Below are 22,224 nucleotides of genomic sequence, written 5' to 3'. Positions count from 1 at the left end.
TTAAAAATACTTTTTAGAATGAACAAATTCATTAGAAATATAATTGCTTTTTCGCTTAAGAATAAAGCATTCACCTTTTTTTGGGTGGGATTACTGGCAGTTGCAGGATTTATTTCTTTCAAAAATATGCCAATTGACGCCTTTCCAGACGTAACAAATACTCAGATTATCATCATTACACAATGGAATGGAAAAAGCGCCGAAGAAGTAGAACGATTTGTAACTTCTCCGATCGAGATTTCGATGAACTCGGTTCAGAAAAAGACCAGCGTTCGAAGTATCACGATGTTTGGATTATCTGTAATTAAAATCATTTTTGATGATGGTGTCGACGATACTTTTGCACGTTTGCAGGTAAATAATTTATTAAAAAACGTTTCGCTTCCTGATGATGTGGAGCCGGATGTTCAGCCTCCGTATGGTCCAACAGGAGAAATATTCCGATATATTGTAAAAAGCGACAGCAGAGACAGCCGTGAATTATTGACTTACCAAAACTGGGTTATTGACAAACAGCTTCGTGCAGTTCCTGGTGTAGCAGATTTGAACGTTTTTGGTGGTCAGACAAAAACATATGAAGTTGGAGTTGATCCAATTAAATTGGCTAAATATAACATTACACCTTTGCAGGTTTATAATGCAGTAAATGGCGGCAACTTAAATGTTGGTGGAGATATTATTGAAAAAAACGGACAGGCATTTGTTGTTCGTGGTGTCGGGCTTTTAAAATCTATTTCGGACATTGAAAACATTATTGTTGATGATGCTGCAGGAAATCCGATTTTGGTAAAAAATGTAGCAAATGTTTATGAAAGTGCAATGCCAAGGGTTGGACAAACCGGAATTGGAAAAAACGATGATGCCGTTGAAGGAATTGTCGTAATGCGAAAAGGCGAAAACGCACAGGAAACATTAGCTTTAATTAAAGATAAAATAAAGGACTTAAATGATAATATCCTTCCGAAAGACATTAAAATTGAAACTTTCTATGATCGTGATAATTTAATGAATTTCACTACCGAAACGGTAATGCACAATTTATTTGAAGGAATTATTCTGGTTACCTGCGTCGTATTCTTATTCATGGCCGACTGGCGAACAACATTCACCGTTTCTATCGTAATTCCGCTATCATTATTATTTGCATTTTTATGTCTTAAAATGATGGGAATGAGCGCTAACTTACTGAGTTTGGGTGCAGTCGATTTCGGGATTATTATTGATGGTGCGGTAGTTATGGTTGAAGGATTGTTTGTTGTACTTGATCATCGAGCGCATCAACTGGGAATGACTGCTTACAATAAAATTGCAAAAGGAAGCTTGATTAAAAAAACTGGAACTGAAATGGGAAAAGCCATCTTCTTTTCGAAATTAATCATCATCACAGCATTATTGCCAATATTTTCATTCCAGAAAGTAGAAGGAAAAATGTTCTCTCCTCTAGCCTACACTTTAGGTTTTGCTTTAATGGGAGCATTACTTTTTACTTTGACGCTGGTACCGGTTTTATCACACATTTTATTAAATAAAAATGTAAAAGAAAAACACAATCCTTTTGTGAATTTCTGGGACAGAATTGTTGGAAAAGGTTTTGCATGGACATTTAAGCATAAAGTACAAACACTGATTGCTTCTGTGGCTATATTAGTTACTGTTTTCTTTTCAGCAACTTTTTTAGGAACAGAATTCCTTCCTCAATTGAATGAAGGCGCCTTATGGGTAACAGCAGAATTGCCAATGAGTTCGTCACTTCCTGAAAGTGTCCAAACTGCAGCAATGATTCGAAAAGATCTGGAAACTTTTCCTGAAGTGAAAAAAGTGTTATCACAAACCGGACGAAGCAACGACGGAACAGATCCAAACGGTTTTGGTTTTATTCAGTTGCAAGTTGATTTAAAACCAAAATCAGAATGGACACGAAAAATTTCAATGGATGATTTGATTAATCAAATGGATGAGAAACTGAAAGTACATCAAGGAATTACTTATAATTATTCTCAACCTGTTATTGATAACGTAGCCGAATCTGTTGCAGGTTTTAAAGCTTCAAATGCTGTAAAAATTTATGGTGATGATCTTGATAAATTGGATGAATTGTCAAATGAAGTTTTGGATAAAATCAAAAATATTCCAGGAATAAAAGATGTCGGAATTCTTCGAAATGTTGGACAGCCAGAAATCAGTGTAATTTTAGACCGAGAAAAAATGGCCGCATATGGCGTAACATTAAGCGATGCACAAGCCGTTTTAGAATTGGCGTTTGGAGGAAAAACGGCTACAGAAAAATATGAAGATGAAAAGAAATTTGATGTCAGAGTTCGTTTTTCAAAAGAATATCGAAAAGATGAAGAAGATTTAGCTGAACTAAAAGTTCCAACAATCAGCGGCGTTAAAATTCCGCTGAAAGAAATCTGCGACATCAAAACCATAACCGGACCGGCTTTCATTTACAGAGACAACACAAAACGTTTTATTGGAGTAAAATTCTCTGTTCGTGATCGAGATTTAGGAAGTACAATTGCTGAAGCACAGAAAAAAGTAGCCGAATTAAAAATGCCTACTGGCTATACAACTGGATGGACAGGTGAATTTGAAAACCAGGTGCGTGCGAGTGCCCGTTTGACACAAGTAGTGCCAATCAGTTTAATTGGGATATTTGTTTTGCTCTTTATTTTATTTGGAAATATCAAAGATTCATTGCTTGTTTTAGCCAATGTTCCGTTTGCAGTTATTGGAGGAATTATTGCGCTGCATATTACGGGTATGAATTTTGGTATCTCGGCAGGCGTTGGTTTTATTGCTTTGTTAGGAATCTGTATTCAGAATGGTGTAATTTTGATATCCGAATTTCATCATAATCTCAAGGCAAAATTTACGCTCGAAGAATCTATTTTTATGGGAGTAAAAGCCAGAACAAGAGCGGTAGTTATGACAGCATTGATGGCTTCGATTGGATTGATGCCGGCAGCAATCTCAACAGGAATTGGTTCTGAATCGCAAAAACCTCTTGCAATAGTAATTATCGGTGGTTTAGTCACTGCAACTATTCTGACGCTATTAGTTTTCCCAATTATTTTCTGGGTTTTCAATCGCAAAAAGAATGTTCCAATTGAATAAAAAAATATAAAACTTAATCAAACAAAAGCATCATTAATTTTAATGGTGCTTTTGTTATTTCCTTCAAATTAGTTTAATATCTTGCATTACAACTATAAAACTGATTTATGAAATACATCTATTTTCTGATAACCATTTTTTCAATTTCTTTATTGGCTTCGGTAATAAATCCAAAAGAAGGATTTACTTGTTTTCTTGAAATCATTCCGGCTATAGTAGGATTTCTGATTTTAGCTTTCACTTTCAAAAAATTCCGTTTTACCAATTTTACTTATACTTTGATTTTAATTCATTGTATTATTTTATTTATTGGAGGTCATTATACATATGCCGAAGTTCCGCTTTTTGATTACATAAAAGAAATATTTCATCAAAGCCGAAATAATTATGATAAAGTTGGACATTTTGCGCAAGGTTTTGTTCCTGCAATGATTATTAGAGAATTATTTATCCGCAAAGAAGTTATCAATAATAAAAGCTTTTTCAATTTTATTATTGTCAGTATCTGTTTGGCTATAAGTGCCGCGTATGAATTTATAGAATGGTTTGTTTCGCTGGCAACCGGAGACGGCGGAGATGCTTTTTTAGGAACTCAGGGTTATGTTTGGGATACACAATCTGATATGCTGTTTGCAACTATTGGTGCAATTACAGCTTTGATTTTATTCTCCAGATTTCAGGACAAGAAAATCAAAGAAATTATTTTTTAAAACTTCTTAATATTATAAAATAAAAAACGGCCCTCTGCTCAAGGAAGGCCGTTAAGTATACTAACTCTAACTCAAACTAGATTTAAACTGTTATTTTAAATCTTTTAAAATTGCAATTGCTTCAGTTGCATTTGACAATTGTGCATATTTTAATGCTGTAAAACCTTGTTCGTTTTTATCTTCTGGACGTGCGCCATTTTCTAATAAAACTTTAAGGATCTCAACTTTGTTATAACGTGCTGCGATCATCAAAGGTGTCATATCCTCAGATTGTTCGTTTACATTTGCTCCATAAGCAATAAATTTTTTCACTACTTCTAAATCTCCTTTGCTTACTGCTACGTGCAATGGCGCTGAGAAGTTTCTAGAAACTTCGATTTTTGGATTTCCAACTAGTGATGTGTGATTTGCTGCCATTGAAACATTGGCAAAAGCTACTAAAGCTACTCCTAAAATAATTACTGACTTTTTCATGTTGATTGATTGTTAAATTGATTGATTATTGATGATTTTTAATTTCGATGTAAAGGTAATTTATTTTTACGTATTATGTATAACAAAGTACCTTGTTTTAACTAATTCTTAACATTCAATTAATATAAGCGCTATAAATCAAACTGAACGTTAATAATTTGCTTTCTTAATAGACGCACAAAAAGTCAATATGTTACAGTTTAAATTAAAAAAATATAAAAAAATCTTATGATTTTTTTTTAAAGCCAAATAATCCCATGATTTCAAGCTGTTTTCATTACACTCAAAATCAACACGTAAGACCTTTTATTCAAAGATTTTATGTACATTTAATAGAACAAAAAACATCTAACAAACTTAAAACCGAAAAAACCATGAAAATCATCAAAAAAATTCTAATCGTTTTAATTTTAATATTTGCTGTTATACTTATTGCAGCTTTTTTTATGCCTAAAAATTATGCTGTAGAAAGAGAAATAACGATTAATAAACCCGTTGACTCGGTTTTTAATTATGTGAGATCCTTAAAAAATCAAAATGATTTTAGTGTTTGGGCAAACTTAGATCCAAAAATGAAATCGACTTTTTCTGGCACAGACGGACAAGTTGGATCGATTTCGGCTTGGGAAAGTGAAGTCGAAAACGTTGGATCCGGTGAACAAGAAATTACAAAAATTACGGAAGGAAAACGTATTGACTTTGCCCTACGTTTTAAAGAGCCTATGAATGATACCGCAGAAGGTTTTATGTCAACAGAAACTGTTTCTGGAAATCAGACAAAAGTAAAATGGGGAATCAATGGTGTTATTCCATATCCAATGAATATTATGCTTCCCTTCATGAAAATGGATGAAATGATTGGAAATGATTTACAAAAGGGGTTGGAAAATCTGAAAAAGAAATTAGAATAATATTCATTAAAATATAAAGCAAAAGTGCAATTCAAAATAAAATCTGAATTGCACTTTTTTTATTACTTCGTAATTATATTATTTCAAGTTTTTCAGAATAGCAATTGATTCAGTTGCTTTTGCATATTCTGCATAATTTAAAGCCGTAAAACCTTTTTCATTTTTATCAGAAGGTGTTGCTCCATTTTTTAGCAGAATTTTTATGATTTCAAATTCATTAAATCGTGCCGCAATCATTAATGGTGTCATATCATTCACCATTTTATTAAGATCTGCACCGTATTGGATAAATCTTTTGACACTTTCAATATCACCTTTGCTTATTGCAAGATGCAGCGGCGATTTTGTATTAGTAGAAAACTCGATTTGATTTTTAATACTAAATTTTAAATTTGATGCATTTAATACATTTCCGAATATTAAAATTGCTCCTAAAATAATTACTGTTTTTTTCATGATGATTGTTTATTAATTGATTGATGATGATTTTCTATTTAGACGACTAAACAATCAATTAGGTTGCATCATTTAAAAAAATATAATAAAAGAAGAAAAAGCGCAATCCCATTTTAGCAGAATCGCGTTTTTTTTAAATATTTAATAGAGAACTAATTTTTAAATTGACTGCTGTAAATATTTTTCAAATCCTTTTCAAATAAAGTATAAGGATCTTCATAAAATTGAATAAAGTCCGGCGCACTTGCTTGTCCCGGAAATGGCGCATAATAATGCGTTGGACTTGTACTATCGTTTCTCCAAACTAAAACATAAGCCAATTCTAAATTTTGAGATTTCAGCGTTTTTAGTAAAATTTCTGTCCACCATTTTTCATTTGGAATTGATTCTAGGCCTGTTTCTGTAAAAGCGGCCAGTTTTTCTTTTTTAATTGCCAAATCTGAAATTATTTTTAGCCTCTTTACTCCTGCTTCAAGATTATATTTTCCGTCACGCCCAAAATCTGCATAATCATCCATTCCAAACATATCTACAAAATTATCACCTGGATAACGTTCCAAATATTCTGTTTCCGAATTAAATCTGACATCCGGAGAAAAAGCATAAATAAAATTGTGAACGCCCAAAGTATCTCTCAAATAAGAAACTGTAAATTGCCAAACTGCAATAAAATCTTCGCGCGAAGTATATTTTTTTCCCCACCAAAACCAATCGCCGTCAAATTCATGATAAGGTCTGAAAATCATTGGTGCTAAAGTGCCATCTTTAGCTCTGACTGAATGCGCAAAATCAGCAATTGTTTTTAGAATTTCTTTATATTTTTTATGATGTGAACCACCGGGTTTAATCAATGCAATTGCAGGCGAAGAAACAGAATCTTTCCAATAAAATCCATTTTCAGAAACCGGATTATTAAAATGCCAGGAAACAGTAGTAATACCGCCACGTTCATACGTTTCAATTACATTTTTTCTGAGCATTTCTTTCGTCTTTTCAATTACATCTTTTGAGCGCCCAGAGAAATCGCTGAAATCAATTCCGACGACAGCCGGATGTGATCCCGTAACCGATTTTACATCAGAACGATTCGGTTCATTTTTCCAGCCGTGCCCATATTCCAGTGCATGTTGATGTCCAAAAAGAATATGATTTTTAGAAATTAATTTTAAATTCTGATATAAGATTTTGGTTTCTTTTGTGGCTTTTTTATCAATTTGTGCAAAAAGAAAATGCCCAACTATCATTAATAGAAACAGAAGGGCATTTTTTATTATTTTTGATTTCATGGTTTAAATAATTAGTTTAAACCCGAAATTACTATTTTGAAGAAAGGTAATCTAATACATTTTTTTCAATACGTTGGTCAATATTGTCACAATCTTTTTTTTTTATTAATATAGAGGAACAACTTCATTATTTACAATTTTTCCCTTGAAAGAAATAGTGTCACCAGTTTTGTAAATAATTTCCTTAAAATGATAATTCTTATAAATTAAATCACAATTATCCGGTGTGTTTTCTCGATCAAATCTCGAAAAGTAATAACAATTAATCAGATCATATTCGTCTCTGAAAGAACATAAAATTTTTATGTTTTCCAGATATTCTTTTTCTTGTTGCTTTGAAATGTTATATTCTTTTCTGTAATATTCGTAACCTTTTAAAAAAAAGAGCTTATCAAAATCTTCTTTGGTCGAAAATCCTCCACTAACAATTCCAATTTGTTTTTTCTCATTGTCATAATTTACATTTGCAAGAATAATTTTTTTTGATTTTATAAAATACTTCTTTCCATTTATAAGTAGAATAATTTGTTGCTTATTATATAAAGTACTTTTTCTAGCATAATCAGTAGTTGTATATCGTCTGTCAGAAATATCATTTTTACCTCTTCTGCTTCTAGTATGTTCCGTTGTTACACCTAAATTCATAAAACAGACATTCGCACTTTTCTTAGAAAATGGTGTTATAACCGAATCTTTATCTAAGATTATTCCTTTAACAACGGGTAAATCTTCAAATCTTTTCTCTTCTGCTTTTATACTCTCTTTATCAATTATATTGTAACCATTTTCTTTTAAAGCATCTTCAAAATCACTTTCAAAGGAACATGCTTTGTATAAAAAAATAAAGCCAATAACCGCAAAGATCAAACAACCTTTGTTATTGATTCGAAGCATATTATTAGATATCATTCAGATAATCTAATACGTTTTTTTCAATACGTTGGTCAATATTGTCAATATCAGCTTTTACAAATTTTTCTCCTAAGATATTCTCGTACAATTCAATATATCTTTCAGAAACAGATTCTATATAAGCATCATTCATATCCGGAATTTGTTGTCCTTCCTGACCTTGAAAACCATTTTCAATCAACCAACGGCGAACGAATTCTTTTGATAATTGTTTTTGCTCCTCGCCTTTTGCTTGTCTCTCTGCATATCCATCAGCGTAAAAATAACGTGAAGAATCTGGTGTATGAATTTCGTCAATTAAAACGATAACACCGTCTTTCGTTTTTCCAAATTCATATTTTGTATCCACTAAAATTAATCCGCGAGATGCAGCAATTTCAGTTCCTCTTTGAAACAAAGCACGAGTATATTTTTCTAAAATCAAATAATCTTCTTCAGAAACAATTCCTTTTGAAAGAATGTCTTCACGAGAAATATCTTCATCATGAGAACCATTATCTGCTTTTGTAGTTGGCGTAATAATTGGTTCAGGAAATTTGTCGTTTTCTTTTAAGCCTTCAGCCATTGTTACACCGCAAATTTGTCTTCTTCCTGCTGCGTATTCACGAGCCGCATGACCTGAAACATAACCACGGATAACCATTTCTACTTTAAAAGGTTCGCATAAATGCCCAACCGCAACGTTTGGATCTGGAGTAGCGATTAACCAATTTGGAACAATATCCTGAGTCAACTCCATAAATTTTGTTGCAATCTGATTCAAAATTTGTCCTTTGTATGGAATTCCTTTTGGCAAAACTACATCAAAAGCCGAAAGTCTGTCAGTAGCTACCATTACTAAAAGCTCGTCGTTAATATTGTAAACTTCTCTAACTTTTCCGCGGTAAACTGATTTTTGATTCGGAAAATTAAAATTTGTAGTTGTGATTGTATTGCTCATTATTCGTTGTGTTGTTTTTTATGAATGCAAATTTAAAACTAATTAAAGGAGCAAGCAAATGTTTATTGTTGATAGTTGATGGTTTGTGGTTTGTGTTTTTCACACTATCAACTATCAACCAAAAACCATCAACTAAACAATTATTTTTTCAAAAGTGTCGAATTAAATAAATTCAAGATTCTACCATATTCATCAATCCATGAATACGTTTCTTTAAATCCATGAGATTCAACTGGAAAAGAAGCCAAACTCCAATTCTTTTTCTCTAATTCAATAAAACGCTGTGACAAACGTACAATATCTTTGTACTCAACATTATCATCAACCATTCCGTGCAGCATCACTAAATTTCCTTTTAAATTATCTGCAAAATAAATTGGAGAACTTTTTTTGTATGCTTGTGGATCTGTTTCAGGGAAATTCAAAATATTTCCGGTATAACCGTGATTATAATGTGCCCAATCCGTAACCGAACGCAACGCAGCACCCGATGCAAATTCACCTGGAGTTGTCAACATTCCCATTAAAGTAATGAAACCTCCGTATGAACCACCATAAATACCAACTCTGTCAGCATCAATACCGTATTTTTCGACTAATACTTTTTTACCATCTAAATGATCAGATAAATCTTTTCCGCCCATAAAACGATAAATTCCAGTTCTGAAATCACGTCCGTAGCCGTCACTTCCTCTATAATCAATATCTAAAACCGTGTAGCCTAAATCAGTCAGCAAATTATGGAACATATATTCTCTGTAATAATTGCTCCAGAAATTATGTGCATTTTGAAGATAACCCGCTCCGTGAACAAAAATAACAGCTGCTTTATTTTTAGTTTCTGCAGTTGGTGTATATAATCTCGCATTTACTGAAGTCCCGTCTTGCGCTTTAAACGTAATTACTTCAGGTGTTCTCCATTGGTATTTCTTGAAATCTTCAGTAACCGAAGACGAAATTTGTTGCAAAGAAGTATTCTTTTTATTTTCAGCAACATAAAAATCCCATGGGATATTTTTATAAGAATAACGAACTAAAAGTGATTTTTCGTCTGGCGAAATCACTACTTCATGTGCGCCATCTTTCGTTAAAATTGGCTGTAAAATTCCATCAGCAGGAACTAATTTATAGAATTCTCTATTTCCAGGATGTGTTGTATTTGTACTCAAGTAAAACACTTTTTTATCCTTAGATAAAGTCACGTCGCGAACTTCCCAATTTCCTTTTGTTAATTGTGTTTTCTTTTTTGTCTTTACATTATAAGTATATAAATGAGAATATCCTGTAGCTTCAGACTGGAAATAAATCGTTTCATTATCGGCTAAAAATTCCAAATTTCCTGATGCAAATGAATACGACGGAATTCCAGGACCGCCAATCCAGGCTTCATCATGCTGGTATTCAATTTCTTCAAAAGTTCCTTTATCCAAATTTAAATTTACAAGCCATCTGTCTTTATTATCCTGACTTCTAATTTCAACAATTGCTAAAGATCCGTTTTCATTATAAACAGGCGCTTGAGCAACAATCAGTTTATCTTCTTTTGGCTTATTCTTTAGATTTTCATAATCCTGAAAATACTTTGGCGTATCCTGAATATGACTTAAAGTTGAAAAATTGACATAATAAACAGAATCTTTTGCAACAGAATAAATTCCGAATTTCGTTTTTACAAAATTATTTGTCGAAACTTTTTCTTTCGTTTCCGGATTTTGGTTATAACCGTCAGAAGTAATAAAAACTTCCATTTTTTCTTGCTTCACTTCATTTTCTTCAACTAATCTGAAAGTCGCAAAATTTCCATTCGGATTTACTTTTAAACTTGTAAATCTGTCTTTTCCATAAAAATATTCTTTAGCAAAATCAGATTTTACCGCTTTTGACTTAGCAAGATTCCATTGTTTTTTAGCTTCCTTATCTCTAATAAACTGGAATAATTCTTTTTGTTGTGTGTTTAAAAAAGTCTCTTTTTCTGGTTTTGTTTCTTTTTTAGCTCCTTTACTAAAATTCGTAATCTGCAGAACAGTTCCTTCTTTAGTATTGTATTTGAAAATATTATCGTTTTGAGAAAAGAACAATATTCCAGCTTCAGATCCTAATTGCAAATTAGATATCGCTGCCGATTGCTGAATCAATTTTTTACTTGTTTGTGACTTAATTGAATAAGAATACAAGCTTCCTTTATCTACATAATAAACAATATCAGAACCCGGTTTACTTTTGAAATCCATTTGAGAAAAAATAGCTTCTTTTGGCTGAACTACTTCTGGCTTTGTCATTCCTTTTTGCCAATAATAAGTACTTGTTCCTAATTCATCCTTCGGATTCCATTCAAAATAAACCTTTTTTCCGTCTAAAGACCAGCGTCCGTTAGTGGGTTGATTTCCAATGAAAGATTCTCCTTTCATTATTTCTTCTAATTTTAATTTCTGAGAATTTCCGGTTATGGAAAGCAATAGAAAAGCAAGAATAAAACTGTTTTTTATCATGGTAGTTACATTTGAGAAAACAAAAATACACTTTGAAAACTATTAAAAAAATTGTTTTTATCCAATCAAACATATTGCATTAGTTATCAATATCTTATAAAAAATAAATCCTCAATTGTTTCTATTGAGGATTTTATATAAAATCTAATAAAAGTGTTATTTAAAACTCAAAATTCCTTTTCCAAAAGATTTAATTGAATTATCTAAATTTCCAAGTGTAGTTTCAGATAGCTTTTTAAAATCGGTTGCTTTTACAATTAGAATTTGCCCTTGATCTTTTGCCGGTGCATTCGGAACAAAAACAACTGCATTTCCGTTTTGATCTTCTTCTATCAAATGTGCAGGCTGCCAATAATTTCCATTTTTCAATAAAATAGGTAAATCAGAGCTTGGTTTTTTCTTTCTTCCTTTTAATTTTTCTTCCGCTTCTTTTTTGTTTTTTTCATAACCTGGCAAAAATATCATCAACTTATCATCGACCCATTTTGTGAATCTTCGAAGCAGTGACAAACGCATTAAGTAACCGCTGAAATATATCAAAAGTACCAAAATAACACCGCCAGCGACATCTGTAGCATATTTTCCAAGCACAAGATCTAAACGAAGAAAATGTGCGAACTTTTCGCCGTAATTCTGAAAAAATTTCCAAACTTTTTCCAGCAATACAAAAAAAACAAGAAGCGGTAATAATAACAATGCTCCCGAAATGCAATTTCTCTCAACTTGACCTAAAAATTCTTTCATCACTAAATAAATTAAGGTTATAAAAAAAAGAGCTGATTATTAACGAATTAGCTCTTATAAAAATAACTATAATTTATTATTCGGCAAAAGCCAAATTCAAAACATTCCTTATTAACTCACAAACTCTTTATCTAGAATTTTTGATGCTATATATCTTGCAACACCATCTTCGGCATTTGTTTTAATAACTTCTAAATTTGGCAAAGTTTCTTTCAACAAAGCTGGAGCATTTCCCATAATCAATCCTTTTCCTGCTGATGCAAGCATTTGAACATCATTAAATCCGTCTCCAAAAGTCATCGCTTCTGCTAAAGTAAAACCTTCCTTTTCAAGAACTTGTTCAATAGCAACTGCTTTATCTACAGACTTGTCCATAAATTCCAAACAAGTAGGCAAACTAAAGGCGTGATGTAAATGTTCTGATGAATTGGCCAGAATAGCATCTTTTAATTTTACTAATTTTTCATGATTGTCACATGAAAAGAAAATTTTAATAGCGCCAAAATCTTCTATTGTTTTATAATCAACTAATTCTGGGCGGTATTTTAAATCTGCCTGAAATGAATTAAGTTTTTCGTTCCATTTATTGGTCTGCCAAACATTTTCTTTGAACAAGACAACTGTAATTTCCGGATCGATTTCAACATTTAAAGCTGCTTTTACCACATCGCTGTCTAAATCAAAAGAAAAGAGTTGTTCTTTTTCTGGCGAATGAATTCTTGCGCCGTTTGAGCTCACTAAATAAACCGGAACTTCAAGCGTGTCAATAATTCCCATTGCATCCAAATGATGACGGCCTGTGGCTACAACAATAAGATAACCTTGGTTATGCAATTCTTGAAAAATGGATTTTGTATATTCTGAAATTCTATGCTGAGGATTGAGTAAAGTTCCGTCAAGATCACTTACTACAACTTTTATATTTTTAAGTTTTGTCATATTAATTATCAAATATTTTGATGTGCAAATTTAAGGTTTTAAGACAAGAAGACCAAAGTTAAAAGGCTTTTGCAAGCTTAAATACGGCAAGTTTATTATTTATTTAACTATTTCGTTAAATAAATTCAAATCTTTACAATTCCTGATTTATATAAATTTAATGCTTTTACTAAAACCGTTTCAATTTGTTCCAAAGGCAAATCTTGATCTGCATCAAACAACATTATTTTCATTCGAGAACGATCTTCCTGAAGCAAGAATGGTTCATCAAAATACTTTCCCTCTACAATACTTAAATAAGGTTTTTTGAACTTTTTATGAATCCATAAATAGCAAAACATTTTTCCTTTATAGCAGAAAAATGGCATTCCGTATTTTAGAACGTGCGTAATGTCTTTGTCTTGTTTTAAGATAATATCACGTAAAGCAAGAAATGTTCCTTTTATGGGTTCTTCTTGATTTTGGTAGAAATCATCTAATTGCTTCATTTTCTGATTTTTTTAGTTTTAGCAAACATAATTTTCAAAGTGTCAGAGCATTTTGATTCAGGCTTTATTTTATAAAACAATGAGTCATTTTTGATATAAAAAATTTCTTTTGTAAAAAGACAAAAACTTTTCCCTTGATCTGGTTCACAATTTGGCATTGTTAATAAGGGTAATGGCGCTTTACCTTTCCTGTCAAAGAAAGTACAATCCACAAAAGGAGAAATTACATAACATGTATCTATTTTTATACTGCTTAATTCGATAGAATCTCCTATCATCTTCCATTTACCATTCGAAAACACTGTCCAATCACAACCCGCACCCCTATAATTAAAAGTACTGTCAGCATTTATTTTAATACTTGATTTTCCTGGAATTATATACTCCGTATCATACCAAATTCCAACAAATTTGTTTTCTGGAATTTCTTTTTTTTGACATGAAATCAAAACCGCAAATAATAATAAAATCGATACCCTAATTTTCATTTAAATGTCCTTAATTATTGATAAAAAAAAATATTCGTTTTGCACCTTTCAAAAAAGAAATAAGCACAAAACGAATATTAATAAATGTTAAAACACATTTTACGATTTACATTTAACATTTCACTAAAATTAAACTTTAGTCGTGATTTTCTATTTGCTTGTAAGCGTCGATTACCTTTTTCACTAATCTATGGCGAACGATATCTTTATCATCCAGATAAATAATTCCGATTCCTTCAATGTCTTTCAGAACCAAAATTGCTTCTTTAAGACCAGAAATAGTTCTTCGTGGCAAATCGACCTGACCAGGATCACCCGTAATCATAAACTTGGCATTTTTTCCCATACGGGTCAAAAACATTTTCATTTGTGAGTGGGTTGTATTCTGCGCTTCATCTAGAATTACAAAAGCATTATCAAGTGTGCGTCCGCGCATAAATGCCAGAGGCGCAATCTGAATAATTCCTTTCAAGATGTAATCTTCGAGTTTTTCATTTGGAAGCATATCGCGCAAAGCGTCATAAAGAGGTTGCATATAAGGATCCAGTTTTTCTTTCATATCTCCGGGTAAAAACCCAAGGTTTTCCCCTGCTTCTACCGCCGGACGCGTTAATATGATCCTTTTTACTTCTTTGTCTTTTAGCGCTTTAACAGCCATTGCAACGCCTGTATAGGTTTTTCCTGTTCCAGCAGGGCCAATTGCAAATACCATGTCATTTTTTTTGATGGTATCTACCAGTAACTGCTGGTTTGGCGTCATGGCTTTGATAATTTTACCGCCAACTCCGTGAACTAGTATTTTATCGTGATCATAAGCTTTTTTTTCTTCCTGACCATCGCTCATAATTACACGTTCAATTACATTATCATCAATGTTGTTGTATCTGGTAAAATGAAGCATCAGCCTCTGAAATCTCTTTTCGAATTCATCTAAAACTTCTTTTTCGCCAAAGGCTTTCAAAGTCGTCCCTCGTGCTACTATTTTAAGCTTTGGGTAGTACTTTTTGATTATTTCAAGATGAGAATCCTGCGCGCCCCAAAAGTCTTTTGGAGCGATGTCTATAAGCTCTATAATTCTTTCGTTCAAATGAGATAAATTTAAATTAAAAATAAATTTGTTTTGTAAATCTATGGCTGTCGGGTATGTTCATATCTTTAAACGCAAATTGTCTTTTCTTTCTTTCAATTTGTATTTACTATTACTAGATTTGCATTTCTCAAATTTAATGAAAATTAGATTTAAATACTATCAATAGTTATAAACAAAATGATGTCAATAATTACCCTTACTACTGATTACGGCTTAAAAGACCACTTTGTTGGTTCGCTGAAGGGTAAAATTATTTCTGAACTTCCAGATGCAAAAATTATTGATATTTCACATGACATTGATCCATTCAACACAGCCGAAGCAAGTTACGTTGTAGGAGCATCCTATTTGAGTTTCCCGAAAGGAACTGTTCACTTAATTGGAGTCGACATTGAACGCAATAAAGAGAATCAGCATATTGCTATGCAATGGAACGATCACTTCTTTATTTGTGCCGATAACGGAATTTTAAGTATGCTTACGCAGAAAATCGTTCCGCAGAAAATTGTCGAAATTAATATTCATGATCGTTTTCCTAGCGAATTCAGCGATTTGGATATTTTCATACAAGTTGCCTGCCATATTGCAAAAGGCGGTTTGCTGAATGTTATTGGCAAAGAAATTCCAGCCGTAAAAGAAGTGACAGAACTTCAGGCCGTTGTTGCTGCCGATGGAAATTCCCTAAAAGGATACGTTATATATATTGATCATTTCGGGAACGTAGTGACAAATATTTCAAAAAAACAGTTTCTGGAAATTTCCCGCGGACGTCCGTATGAAATTGTGATGAAACCAAAAAGCATCAAAACCATTCTTCCTAATTATTCAGCTATTGCGACTTCTGATAAATATCCAATCAAAACTTATGAGGGAGAAAAACTAGCTATTTTTAATGAAGCTGGTTTCCTTGAAATTGCAATTTTTAGAAGCAATCCCTCTAAAGTAGGTTCTGCTAATAGTTTGTTGGGATTGAATTATCGTGATGTGATTACGGTTAAATTTTTATAGAAATAGCCCACAGATTTAACTGATTAAGCGGATTTACACTGATTTTTTTGTCATTTCGACCAAAGAGAAATCATGACTTTATAATATTTTAAAATTTCATAAAAAGAACAATCAATTTTGGTATTTTTGCGCACCTGAAAAGACTTAAGATATTCAACAAATCTAAAATCTAATATCAGAAATCTAAAATTGTATATATGTTCGTAAGAATAGTAAAAATGAGTTTTCACGAAGAAAAAATTCCTGATTTTTTGGAGAATTTTGAATCAGTGAAAGAAAAAATACGAAATGCAGACGGAAATCGTTTTTTAGAATTGTATCAGGATAAAAATGATAAATGTATTTTCTTTACCTATAGTTATTGGGAAACCGAACAAGATTTAGAAAATTACAGACAATCTGAACTATTTAATACTGTTTGGGATTTTACGAAGAAACTATTCAATGCTAAGCCGGAAGCTTGGAGTGTGGATAAATTGGTTAGTTTGAATTAGTTTTAAATTACATTTTAACTTAACCGCAAAGGCCGCAAAGATTTACGCAAAGTTCGCAATGTAAAACTTGAAACAAAAAAAACAATTACACGATTAAACAAATAAACGAATAAACGTTATACATGAAATCAATCATTTTACGAGAAATAAAATCCTTTTTTGGTTCTCCTATTGGCTATTTGGTCATTGCGATTTTCTTAATCAGCAACGGACTATTTTTATGGGTATTTGAAGGAGATTACAATATACTGAATTCTGGTTATGCCGATTTGACTCCATTTTTCACTTTAGCACCTTGGATTTTAATTTTCCTGATTCCGGCTGTAACTATGAGAAGTTTCTCTGACGAAAGAAAACAAGGAACGCTAGAATTGCTTTTAACAAAACCACTATCTGTTTGGGAAATTGTAAACGGAAAATTTTTCGGGTCATTATTGTTGATTATTTTAGCAATTATCCCAACATTCATTTATGTGTTCGTAATTTCTAATTTAGGAAATCCGGAAGGAAATATTGATATGGGAAGCACAATTGGTTCTTATTTCGGATTACTATTTTTGATTGCTTCTTATTCTGCAATCGGAATTTTCACTTCTACTCTATCCGAAAATCAGATTGTTGCTTTTATTATCGCAGTTTTCCTTTGCTTTATCTTTTATTTTGGTTTTGAAGGTATTGCATCTTTAATTCCGGGAGAATCGACGCTAATTTCGGCTTTTGGAATGCAGGATCATTTTAAAAGTATGAGTCGAGGTGTTATTGATACTCGTGATGTAATTTACTTTTTAAGTATCAGCGTATTATTTTTATCTTTTACCGTTTATCAATTAAAATCTTTTAAAGCGTAATGAAAGTATCTAATAAATTAAATTTAAAGACATTAGGCATTACAATTTTTATTTTAATTGTTTTAAATGTTCTCGGAACTTTATTCTTCCATCGTTTTGATTTAACCAAAGACAAACGATATACTTTGTCTGAAACTTCTTTAAATATTGTAAAACAGATTAAAAACCCGCTTTCAATCAAAATTTACATGCAAGGCGAACTTCCTGCAGACTTTAGACGTTTACAGCAGGAAACCAAACAATTACTAGAAGAATTTCAGGCTTACAACAGCAATATTGTTTTCGAATTCGTAAACCCTATGGAAAACGAAGACGAAAGCATGGAAATAGTAAAATCACTTTACCAAAAAGGCCTTACACCAGTAAACATTACAGTTGACGATAAAGGAAAACAATCTCAGGCTATGGTTTTTCCTTGGGCAATTGCCGTTTACGACAATAAAGAAGTTAATATCCCATTGTTGAAAAACATTATGGGAGCTAATACGGAGCAAAAAGTAAAAGGATCGATTCAGCATTTAGAATATTCAATTGCTGACGCAATCAATAAAATTACAAAAGCCAAGCAAAAGAAAGTTGCTTACATAAAAGGAAACGGAGAATTAAATGAAGTTCATGTTGCTAACTTGCTACGTCAAATCAAAGAAAGCTATTACATTGGTCCTTTCACATTGGATTCTGTTGCAAAAGATCCAAATGGAACTTTAAATGCTCTTAAAAAATATGACTTGGCTATTATCGCCAAACCGACACAAACTTTTTCTGATGAAGAAAAAGAGGTTTTGGATCAGTTTGTTATGAATGGCGGAAAAACAATTTGGTTAATCGACCAAGTTGCTGCTGATATGGACAGTTTATATAATCAATCTGGTGCGACTTTGGCTTACCCAAGAGATTTGAATTTGAATGACATGTTCTTTAAATATGGATTTAGAATTAATCCTGATTTAGTAAAAGATGAACAAGGAAGTCCATTAAAATTGGCAACTGGAGAACAAGGAAGTGCAACACAGTATCAGAATTTTATCTGGAAATTTGCTCCAATTGTTATCCCAACAAGCCAACATCCGATTGTAAAAAATTTAGGCGGAATCAAATTTGATTTTGCTAATCAAATTGACACTTTAAAAAACGGAATCAAAAAAACGGTTTTACTACAATCTTCTCAATATTCTAAAAAAATTGGAAGTCCAACAGAGATCAATTTGAATATTGTTACAGAAAAAACTTCTCCGCAAGATTATTTGAACAAAGGAAATCTTCCGCTTGCTGTTTTATTAGAAGGTTCTTTCCATTCTGCATTTCAAAACCGTGTTTTGCCTTTCAAAGAAAGTTCATTTCAGGCGCAAGGAAAACCAAATAAAATGATTGTGATTGCCGACGGAGATTTGACAAGAAATCAATTGGACAAAAACATGATGCCAGTAGAATTAGGCTATGATCAACGTACCGGAAATCTATACGACAACAAAGATTTCATGATGAATTGCATCAATTATTTGCTTGACGATACCGGACTTATTAACATTAGAAGCAAAGATGTAGAACTGCCATTATTGGATAAAGATAAAGTTTATGAAAATTACACTGTAACTCAATTCATAACTATCGGACTTCCAATTCTAATTTTATTGGTTTTCGGACTGGCTTTTACCTTCATCAGAAAAAGAAAGTACAGTAAATAGATGTTAATAAAAAAATGTCATACTTTAGATAGTTTACGATATATTTGTAATCCTTATCTTTAGACCCCAAATCCTAAAGAATACATCAAAAAATAAAATATAACAGATGAAATTTATAGTATCGAGTTCGTACTTATTAAAACAATTACAAGTTTTAGGTAGTGTAATCAATAGTAACAACACGTTGCCTATTTTAGACAACTTTTTATTTGAACTAGACAATGATGCGTTGACAGTTTCGGCTTCAGATCTTGAAACTACTATGTCGGCTACATTATCAATCGATTCTAAAAGTAAAGGAAGCGTTGCTGTACCAGCTAAACTTTTACTTGAAATTTTAAAAACGTTTCCAGAACAGCCTTTAACTTTTACAGTTGAAGACAACAATACAGTTGAAATCAGTTCTAATTCAGGAAAATATGCATTAGCTTATGCTGCTGGAGAAGAATTCCCAAAATCTGTTAGTTTGGAAGATCCATCTGTAACATTAGTTCCTGCTGATGTTTTGGCTACTGCTGTAAGCAAAACTATTTTTGCTGCCGGAAATGATGATTTACGTCCGGTAATGTCTGGAGTATTCTTCCAATTTTCTCCGGAAGGATTAACTTTTGTTGCTACAGATGCTCACAAATTAGTAAAATATGCACGTACAGATGTAAAAGCATCTCAGGTTGCTGATTTTATTATGCCAAAGAAACCTTTAAATATCTTAAAAAGTATTTTAGGAAGTTCTGATGCTGAAGTAAAAATTGAATACAACGATTCAAATGCGACTTTCTCATTTGATAACTATATCCTAATGTGTCGTTTGATCGATGGAAAATACCCAAATTACGAAGCGGTAATTCCAAAAGAAAATCCAAACAAATTAATGATTGACCGTTCTTTATTTTTAAGTTCTGTTCGTCGTGTGGCAATTTTCTCAAACAAAACAACACACCAAATTCGTTTAAAAATCGCTGGAGCGGAATTAAATGTTTCTGCCGAAGATATTGATTACTCAAACAAAGCTGAAGAAAGATTGACTTGTGATTATCAAGGAGATGATCTTCAAATTGGTTTCAATTCAAGATTTTTAACAGAGATGCTTACTAACTTACAATCTGACATGATTATGTTAGAAATGTCATTACCAAACAGAGCTGGAATCCTTACTCCTGTTGATGGTCTTGAAGAAGGCGAAACAGTAACAATGCTGGTAATGCCTGTAATGTTAAATAGTTAACATCAAAACTTCTTTTTGTTACAGGGATTTTTTTTAGTTTCGAATTAAAGACATATCATTGTAAAAAAAAATATCGCTATTAACCAACCATTTTTTATACCTAGAAACCGCAATTCTTTTTTTAAGATTTGCGGTTTTTTATTTGGAGTAGATTTTGTTTCAGGTTCCAGGTTTCAAGTTTAACCGCAAAGCACGCTAAGGTTTACGCAAAGTTCACAAAGTTTTAGATAAAGCTTTGCGAACTTTGCGTTTGTGAACACAATATTGAAGAAAGAAAACTTTGCGTACTTTGCGGTTAAACTACACACAAGCCATTCAACTTGAAACCTGAAACTTCAAACCTGAAACAAATTTTTCTGTAACTTTGTAACATGAAAATAGAAATTTGGTCGGACATCATGTGTCCGTTTTGTTATATCGGGAAAAGACAATTGGAATCAGCTTTGGCAAAATTTCCAGAAAATGAGTTTGAAATTGAATGGAAAAGCTTTCAGCTCGATCCAACTATTACACCACAATCCGGAAAAGATGTTTTTACGTTTTTAGCCGAACGAAAAGGCATGTCAGTTGAACAATCTATCGAAATGCATAAAAGCGTCACAGAACGCGCAAAAAGCGTTGGTTTAGACTATCATTTTGAAAAAGCCATCATTTCAAATTCCCTTGAAGCGCATCGTATTATACATTTGGCTAAAACCAAAAATCTTGGCGATGAAATGGAAGAAATCTTTTTCAGCGCTTATTTCACCGAAGGCCGCGACTTAAATGATGGTCCAACTTTATTGGAACTTGGAGAAAAAGCTGGTTTAAAAAAAGAGGAAATTCTGGAAGTTTTACAAAACGAAGATTTATATCTACAAGATGTTCATCATGATATCAAAGAAGCACAAGAAATTGGCGTACAAGGCGTTCCGTTTTTTGTTTTTGATAGAAAATATGCTATTTCTGGCGCTCAGCCTGTTGAAGCTTTTGTAAACACGATTAATGAAGTTTTGAAGTAATCTTTATAACTGTTTTGTTTCTTGTCAATGCCAATCAAAAAAGACCAAAATATTCCACTTATTGGACTTCAGGAATTCAAAAAAGACCAAAGCAGATATAACGATCAGCTCTTGTTTAATGAATTGCATGGCGAACGCCATATTCATAAACCACATCAGCACGATTTTTTTATTATTGTACTTTTTGATCAGGCAAAAGGCGTTCACAATATTGACTTTATAGATTATAAAATCGGCAACCATCAAATTCATTTGCTTTTTCCTGGACAAGTGCACAAATGGAATATCGAACCTGAAACTACAGGTTACCAACTAATGATTGGCAGAGATTTCTTTGAAAGCTTTTCTAGCAGTTTTAGATTTTCATTTGCCCAATATCACAATCATCCTGTGATTGAACTTAGTCAGGAATCTTATAATCTTTTGCATTACGAATTTGATGCAATAAAGAATGAACTTGAAAATGAAAATTGCCTTCAGGAATTGATTAGTTCACGTACCGGCGTTATTGCATCTATCATAAGCAAAGAAGCCGCAAAAGTATTTCAGAGTCATGATATTTATCAAACAGAACTTCGAATTGCAAAGTTTGAGGAATTAATTGATAATCATTTCAAGGAAGAGAAATTAGTTTCCTTTTACGCTGCAAAACTTCATATTTCAGCCAACTATCTAAATATTCTCTGCAAGAAACATTTAAAAATTTCAGCAACACAATTAATTCAGCAGCGAATTGTTCTGGAATCTAAGCGACATTTGAAAGCGACAACTCTTTCAATTAAAGAAATTGCCTTTGAATTAGGTTTTGTAGATCACGCCTACTTTTCAAATTTCTTTAAAACTCAAACCGGAATCACACCCACTCTTTTCCGCGAGCAGTTATAAATCTTTCAAGCCTTGAGATAAATTTTCTATTCTT

21 protein-coding genes are annotated in these 22,224 nt (G+C 32.3%); 10 read left to right on the top strand and 11 right to left on the bottom strand.

The annotated features are described in order from the left end of the window. Window positions 1-18 precede the first annotated feature (18 nt). Window positions 19-3,117, top strand: coding sequence for an efflux RND transporter permease subunit (locus ACNFIH_RS00375; protein ID WP_426484999.1), 3,099 nt, complete (start codon window positions 19-21; stop codon window positions 3,115-3,117). A gap of 107 nt (window positions 3,118-3,224) precedes the next feature. Next, window positions 3,225-3,827 (top strand): DUF2238 domain-containing protein, encoded by a 603-nt coding sequence (locus ACNFIH_RS00370; RefSeq protein WP_426484998.1) that lies wholly within the window; start codon window positions 3,225-3,227, stop codon window positions 3,825-3,827. A 90-nt stretch (window positions 3,828-3,917) separates the two neighbouring features. On the opposite strand, the gene ACNFIH_RS00365 is transcribed toward ACNFIH_RS00370, so the two are convergent. Further along, window positions 3,918-4,301 carry an ankyrin repeat domain-containing protein gene (locus ACNFIH_RS00365; RefSeq protein WP_035652445.1) on the bottom strand — a complete coding sequence of 128 codons (384 nt, stop codon included), beginning with the start codon at window positions 4,299-4,301 and terminating at the stop codon, window positions 3,918-3,920. 374 nt (window positions 4,302-4,675) lie between these two features. Between ACNFIH_RS00365 and ACNFIH_RS00360 the strand changes: the two genes are divergently transcribed. Continuing rightward, window positions 4,676-5,212 carry an SRPBCC family protein gene (locus ACNFIH_RS00360; RefSeq protein ID WP_426484997.1) on the top strand — a complete coding sequence of 179 codons (537 nt, stop codon included), beginning with the start codon at window positions 4,676-4,678 and terminating at the stop codon, window positions 5,210-5,212. Between the two features lie 78 nt (window positions 5,213-5,290). On the opposite strand, the gene ACNFIH_RS00355 is transcribed toward ACNFIH_RS00360, so the two are convergent. The 10 genes from ACNFIH_RS00355 to ACNFIH_RS00310 form a co-directional block, all read right to left on the bottom strand. Next, on the bottom strand, window positions 5,291-5,668 hold the full coding sequence (locus tag ACNFIH_RS00355) for an ankyrin repeat domain-containing protein (protein ID WP_426484996.1): 378 nt from the start codon (window positions 5,666-5,668) through the stop codon (window positions 5,291-5,293). 152 nt (window positions 5,669-5,820) lie between these two features. Continuing rightward, window positions 5,821-6,954 carry a glycoside hydrolase family 26 protein gene (locus tag ACNFIH_RS00350; protein WP_426484995.1) on the bottom strand — a complete coding sequence of 378 codons (1,134 nt, stop codon included), beginning with the start codon at window positions 6,952-6,954 and terminating at the stop codon, window positions 5,821-5,823. Window positions 6,955-7,059: 105 nt separating this feature from the next. Next, a complete protein-coding gene (locus ACNFIH_RS00345) occupies window positions 7,060-7,863 on the bottom strand; it encodes a hypothetical protein (protein ID WP_426484994.1) in 804 nt (267 codons plus the stop codon). Next, window positions 7,853-8,806, bottom strand: a complete 954-nt coding sequence (locus tag ACNFIH_RS00340) for a phosphoribosylaminoimidazolesuccinocarboxamide synthase (protein WP_426484993.1) — start codon at window positions 8,804-8,806, stop codon at window positions 7,853-7,855. Before ACNFIH_RS00340 ends, ACNFIH_RS00345 begins: the two co-directional genes overlap by 11 nt. Window positions 8,807-8,946: 140 nt before the next feature. Continuing rightward, window positions 8,947-11,295, bottom strand: a complete 2,349-nt coding sequence (locus ACNFIH_RS00335) for a prolyl oligopeptidase family serine peptidase (RefSeq protein ID WP_426484992.1) — start codon at window positions 11,293-11,295, stop codon at window positions 8,947-8,949. A 156-nt stretch (window positions 11,296-11,451) separates the two neighbouring features. After that, window positions 11,452-12,039 carry a hypothetical protein gene (locus ACNFIH_RS00330; protein WP_426484991.1) on the bottom strand — a complete coding sequence of 196 codons (588 nt, stop codon included), beginning with the start codon at window positions 12,037-12,039 and terminating at the stop codon, window positions 11,452-11,454. A 111-nt stretch (window positions 12,040-12,150) separates the two neighbouring features. Beyond that, window positions 12,151-12,978 carry a Cof-type HAD-IIB family hydrolase gene (locus ACNFIH_RS00325; RefSeq protein WP_426484990.1) on the bottom strand — a complete coding sequence of 276 codons (828 nt, stop codon included), beginning with the start codon at window positions 12,976-12,978 and terminating at the stop codon, window positions 12,151-12,153. Between the two features lie 125 nt (window positions 12,979-13,103). Continuing rightward, complete coding sequence (locus ACNFIH_RS00320) at window positions 13,104-13,466, bottom strand: DUF1801 domain-containing protein (RefSeq protein WP_426484989.1); 363 nt, start codon at window positions 13,464-13,466, stop codon at window positions 13,104-13,106. Further along, the gene (locus ACNFIH_RS00315) at window positions 13,463-13,954 is read right to left on the bottom strand and encodes a hypothetical protein (protein WP_426484988.1); all 492 of its coding nucleotides are present in this window, start codon (window positions 13,952-13,954) and stop codon (window positions 13,463-13,465) included. The genes ACNFIH_RS00320 and ACNFIH_RS00315 overlap by 4 nt, the downstream gene beginning before the upstream one ends. Before the next feature lie 136 nt (window positions 13,955-14,090). After that, complete coding sequence (locus tag ACNFIH_RS00310; protein ID WP_035652417.1) at window positions 14,091-15,041, bottom strand: PhoH family protein; 951 nt, start codon at window positions 15,039-15,041, stop codon at window positions 14,091-14,093. A 183-nt stretch (window positions 15,042-15,224) separates the two neighbouring features. Here ACNFIH_RS00310 and ACNFIH_RS00305 point away from each other — a divergent pair, with 183 nt between their 5' ends. From ACNFIH_RS00305 to ACNFIH_RS00275, 7 genes are all read left to right on the top strand, one after another. Further along, a complete protein-coding gene (locus ACNFIH_RS00305; protein ID WP_035652415.1) occupies window positions 15,225-16,052 on the top strand; it encodes an SAM hydrolase/SAM-dependent halogenase family protein in 828 nt (275 codons plus the stop codon). Between the two features lie 197 nt (window positions 16,053-16,249). Continuing rightward, window positions 16,250-16,546 (top strand): putative quinol monooxygenase, encoded by a 297-nt coding sequence (locus ACNFIH_RS00300; protein WP_426484987.1) that lies wholly within the window; start codon window positions 16,250-16,252, stop codon window positions 16,544-16,546. Window positions 16,547-16,668: 122 nt separating this feature from the next. Beyond that, the gene (gene gldF, locus ACNFIH_RS00295; RefSeq protein ID WP_142452349.1) at window positions 16,669-17,394 is read left to right on the top strand and encodes a gliding motility-associated ABC transporter permease subunit GldF; all 726 of its coding nucleotides are present in this window, start codon (window positions 16,669-16,671) and stop codon (window positions 17,392-17,394) included. After that, on the top strand, window positions 17,394-19,079 hold the full coding sequence (gene gldG / locus ACNFIH_RS00290) for a gliding motility-associated ABC transporter substrate-binding protein GldG (protein ID WP_426484986.1): 1,686 nt from the start codon (window positions 17,394-17,396) through the stop codon (window positions 19,077-19,079). Before gldF ends, gldG begins: the two co-directional genes overlap by 1 nt. Before the next feature lie 106 nt (window positions 19,080-19,185). After that, the gene (gene dnaN, locus ACNFIH_RS00285; RefSeq protein WP_026730732.1) at window positions 19,186-20,304 is read left to right on the top strand and encodes a DNA polymerase III subunit beta; all 1,119 of its coding nucleotides are present in this window, start codon (window positions 19,186-19,188) and stop codon (window positions 20,302-20,304) included. Window positions 20,305-20,675: 371 nt separating this feature from the next. Continuing rightward, window positions 20,676-21,305: a DsbA family oxidoreductase gene (locus ACNFIH_RS00280; RefSeq protein ID WP_035652405.1), complete on the top strand. Its 630-nt coding sequence runs from the start codon at window positions 20,676-20,678 to the stop codon at window positions 21,303-21,305. Window positions 21,306-21,332: 27 nt separating this feature from the next. Beyond that, window positions 21,333-22,190, top strand: coding sequence for an AraC family transcriptional regulator (locus ACNFIH_RS00275; RefSeq protein ID WP_426484985.1), 858 nt, complete (start codon window positions 21,333-21,335; stop codon window positions 22,188-22,190). Window positions 22,191-22,224: the final 34 nt, after the last annotated feature.

Source organism: Flavobacterium sp. 2 (assembly GCF_049949195.1).
GTDB lineage: Bacteria > Bacteroidota > Bacteroidia > Flavobacteriales > Flavobacteriaceae > Flavobacterium.
Note: the sequence above shows the minus strand (reverse complement) of the source record. Positions and strands in the feature narration are given on the sequence as shown.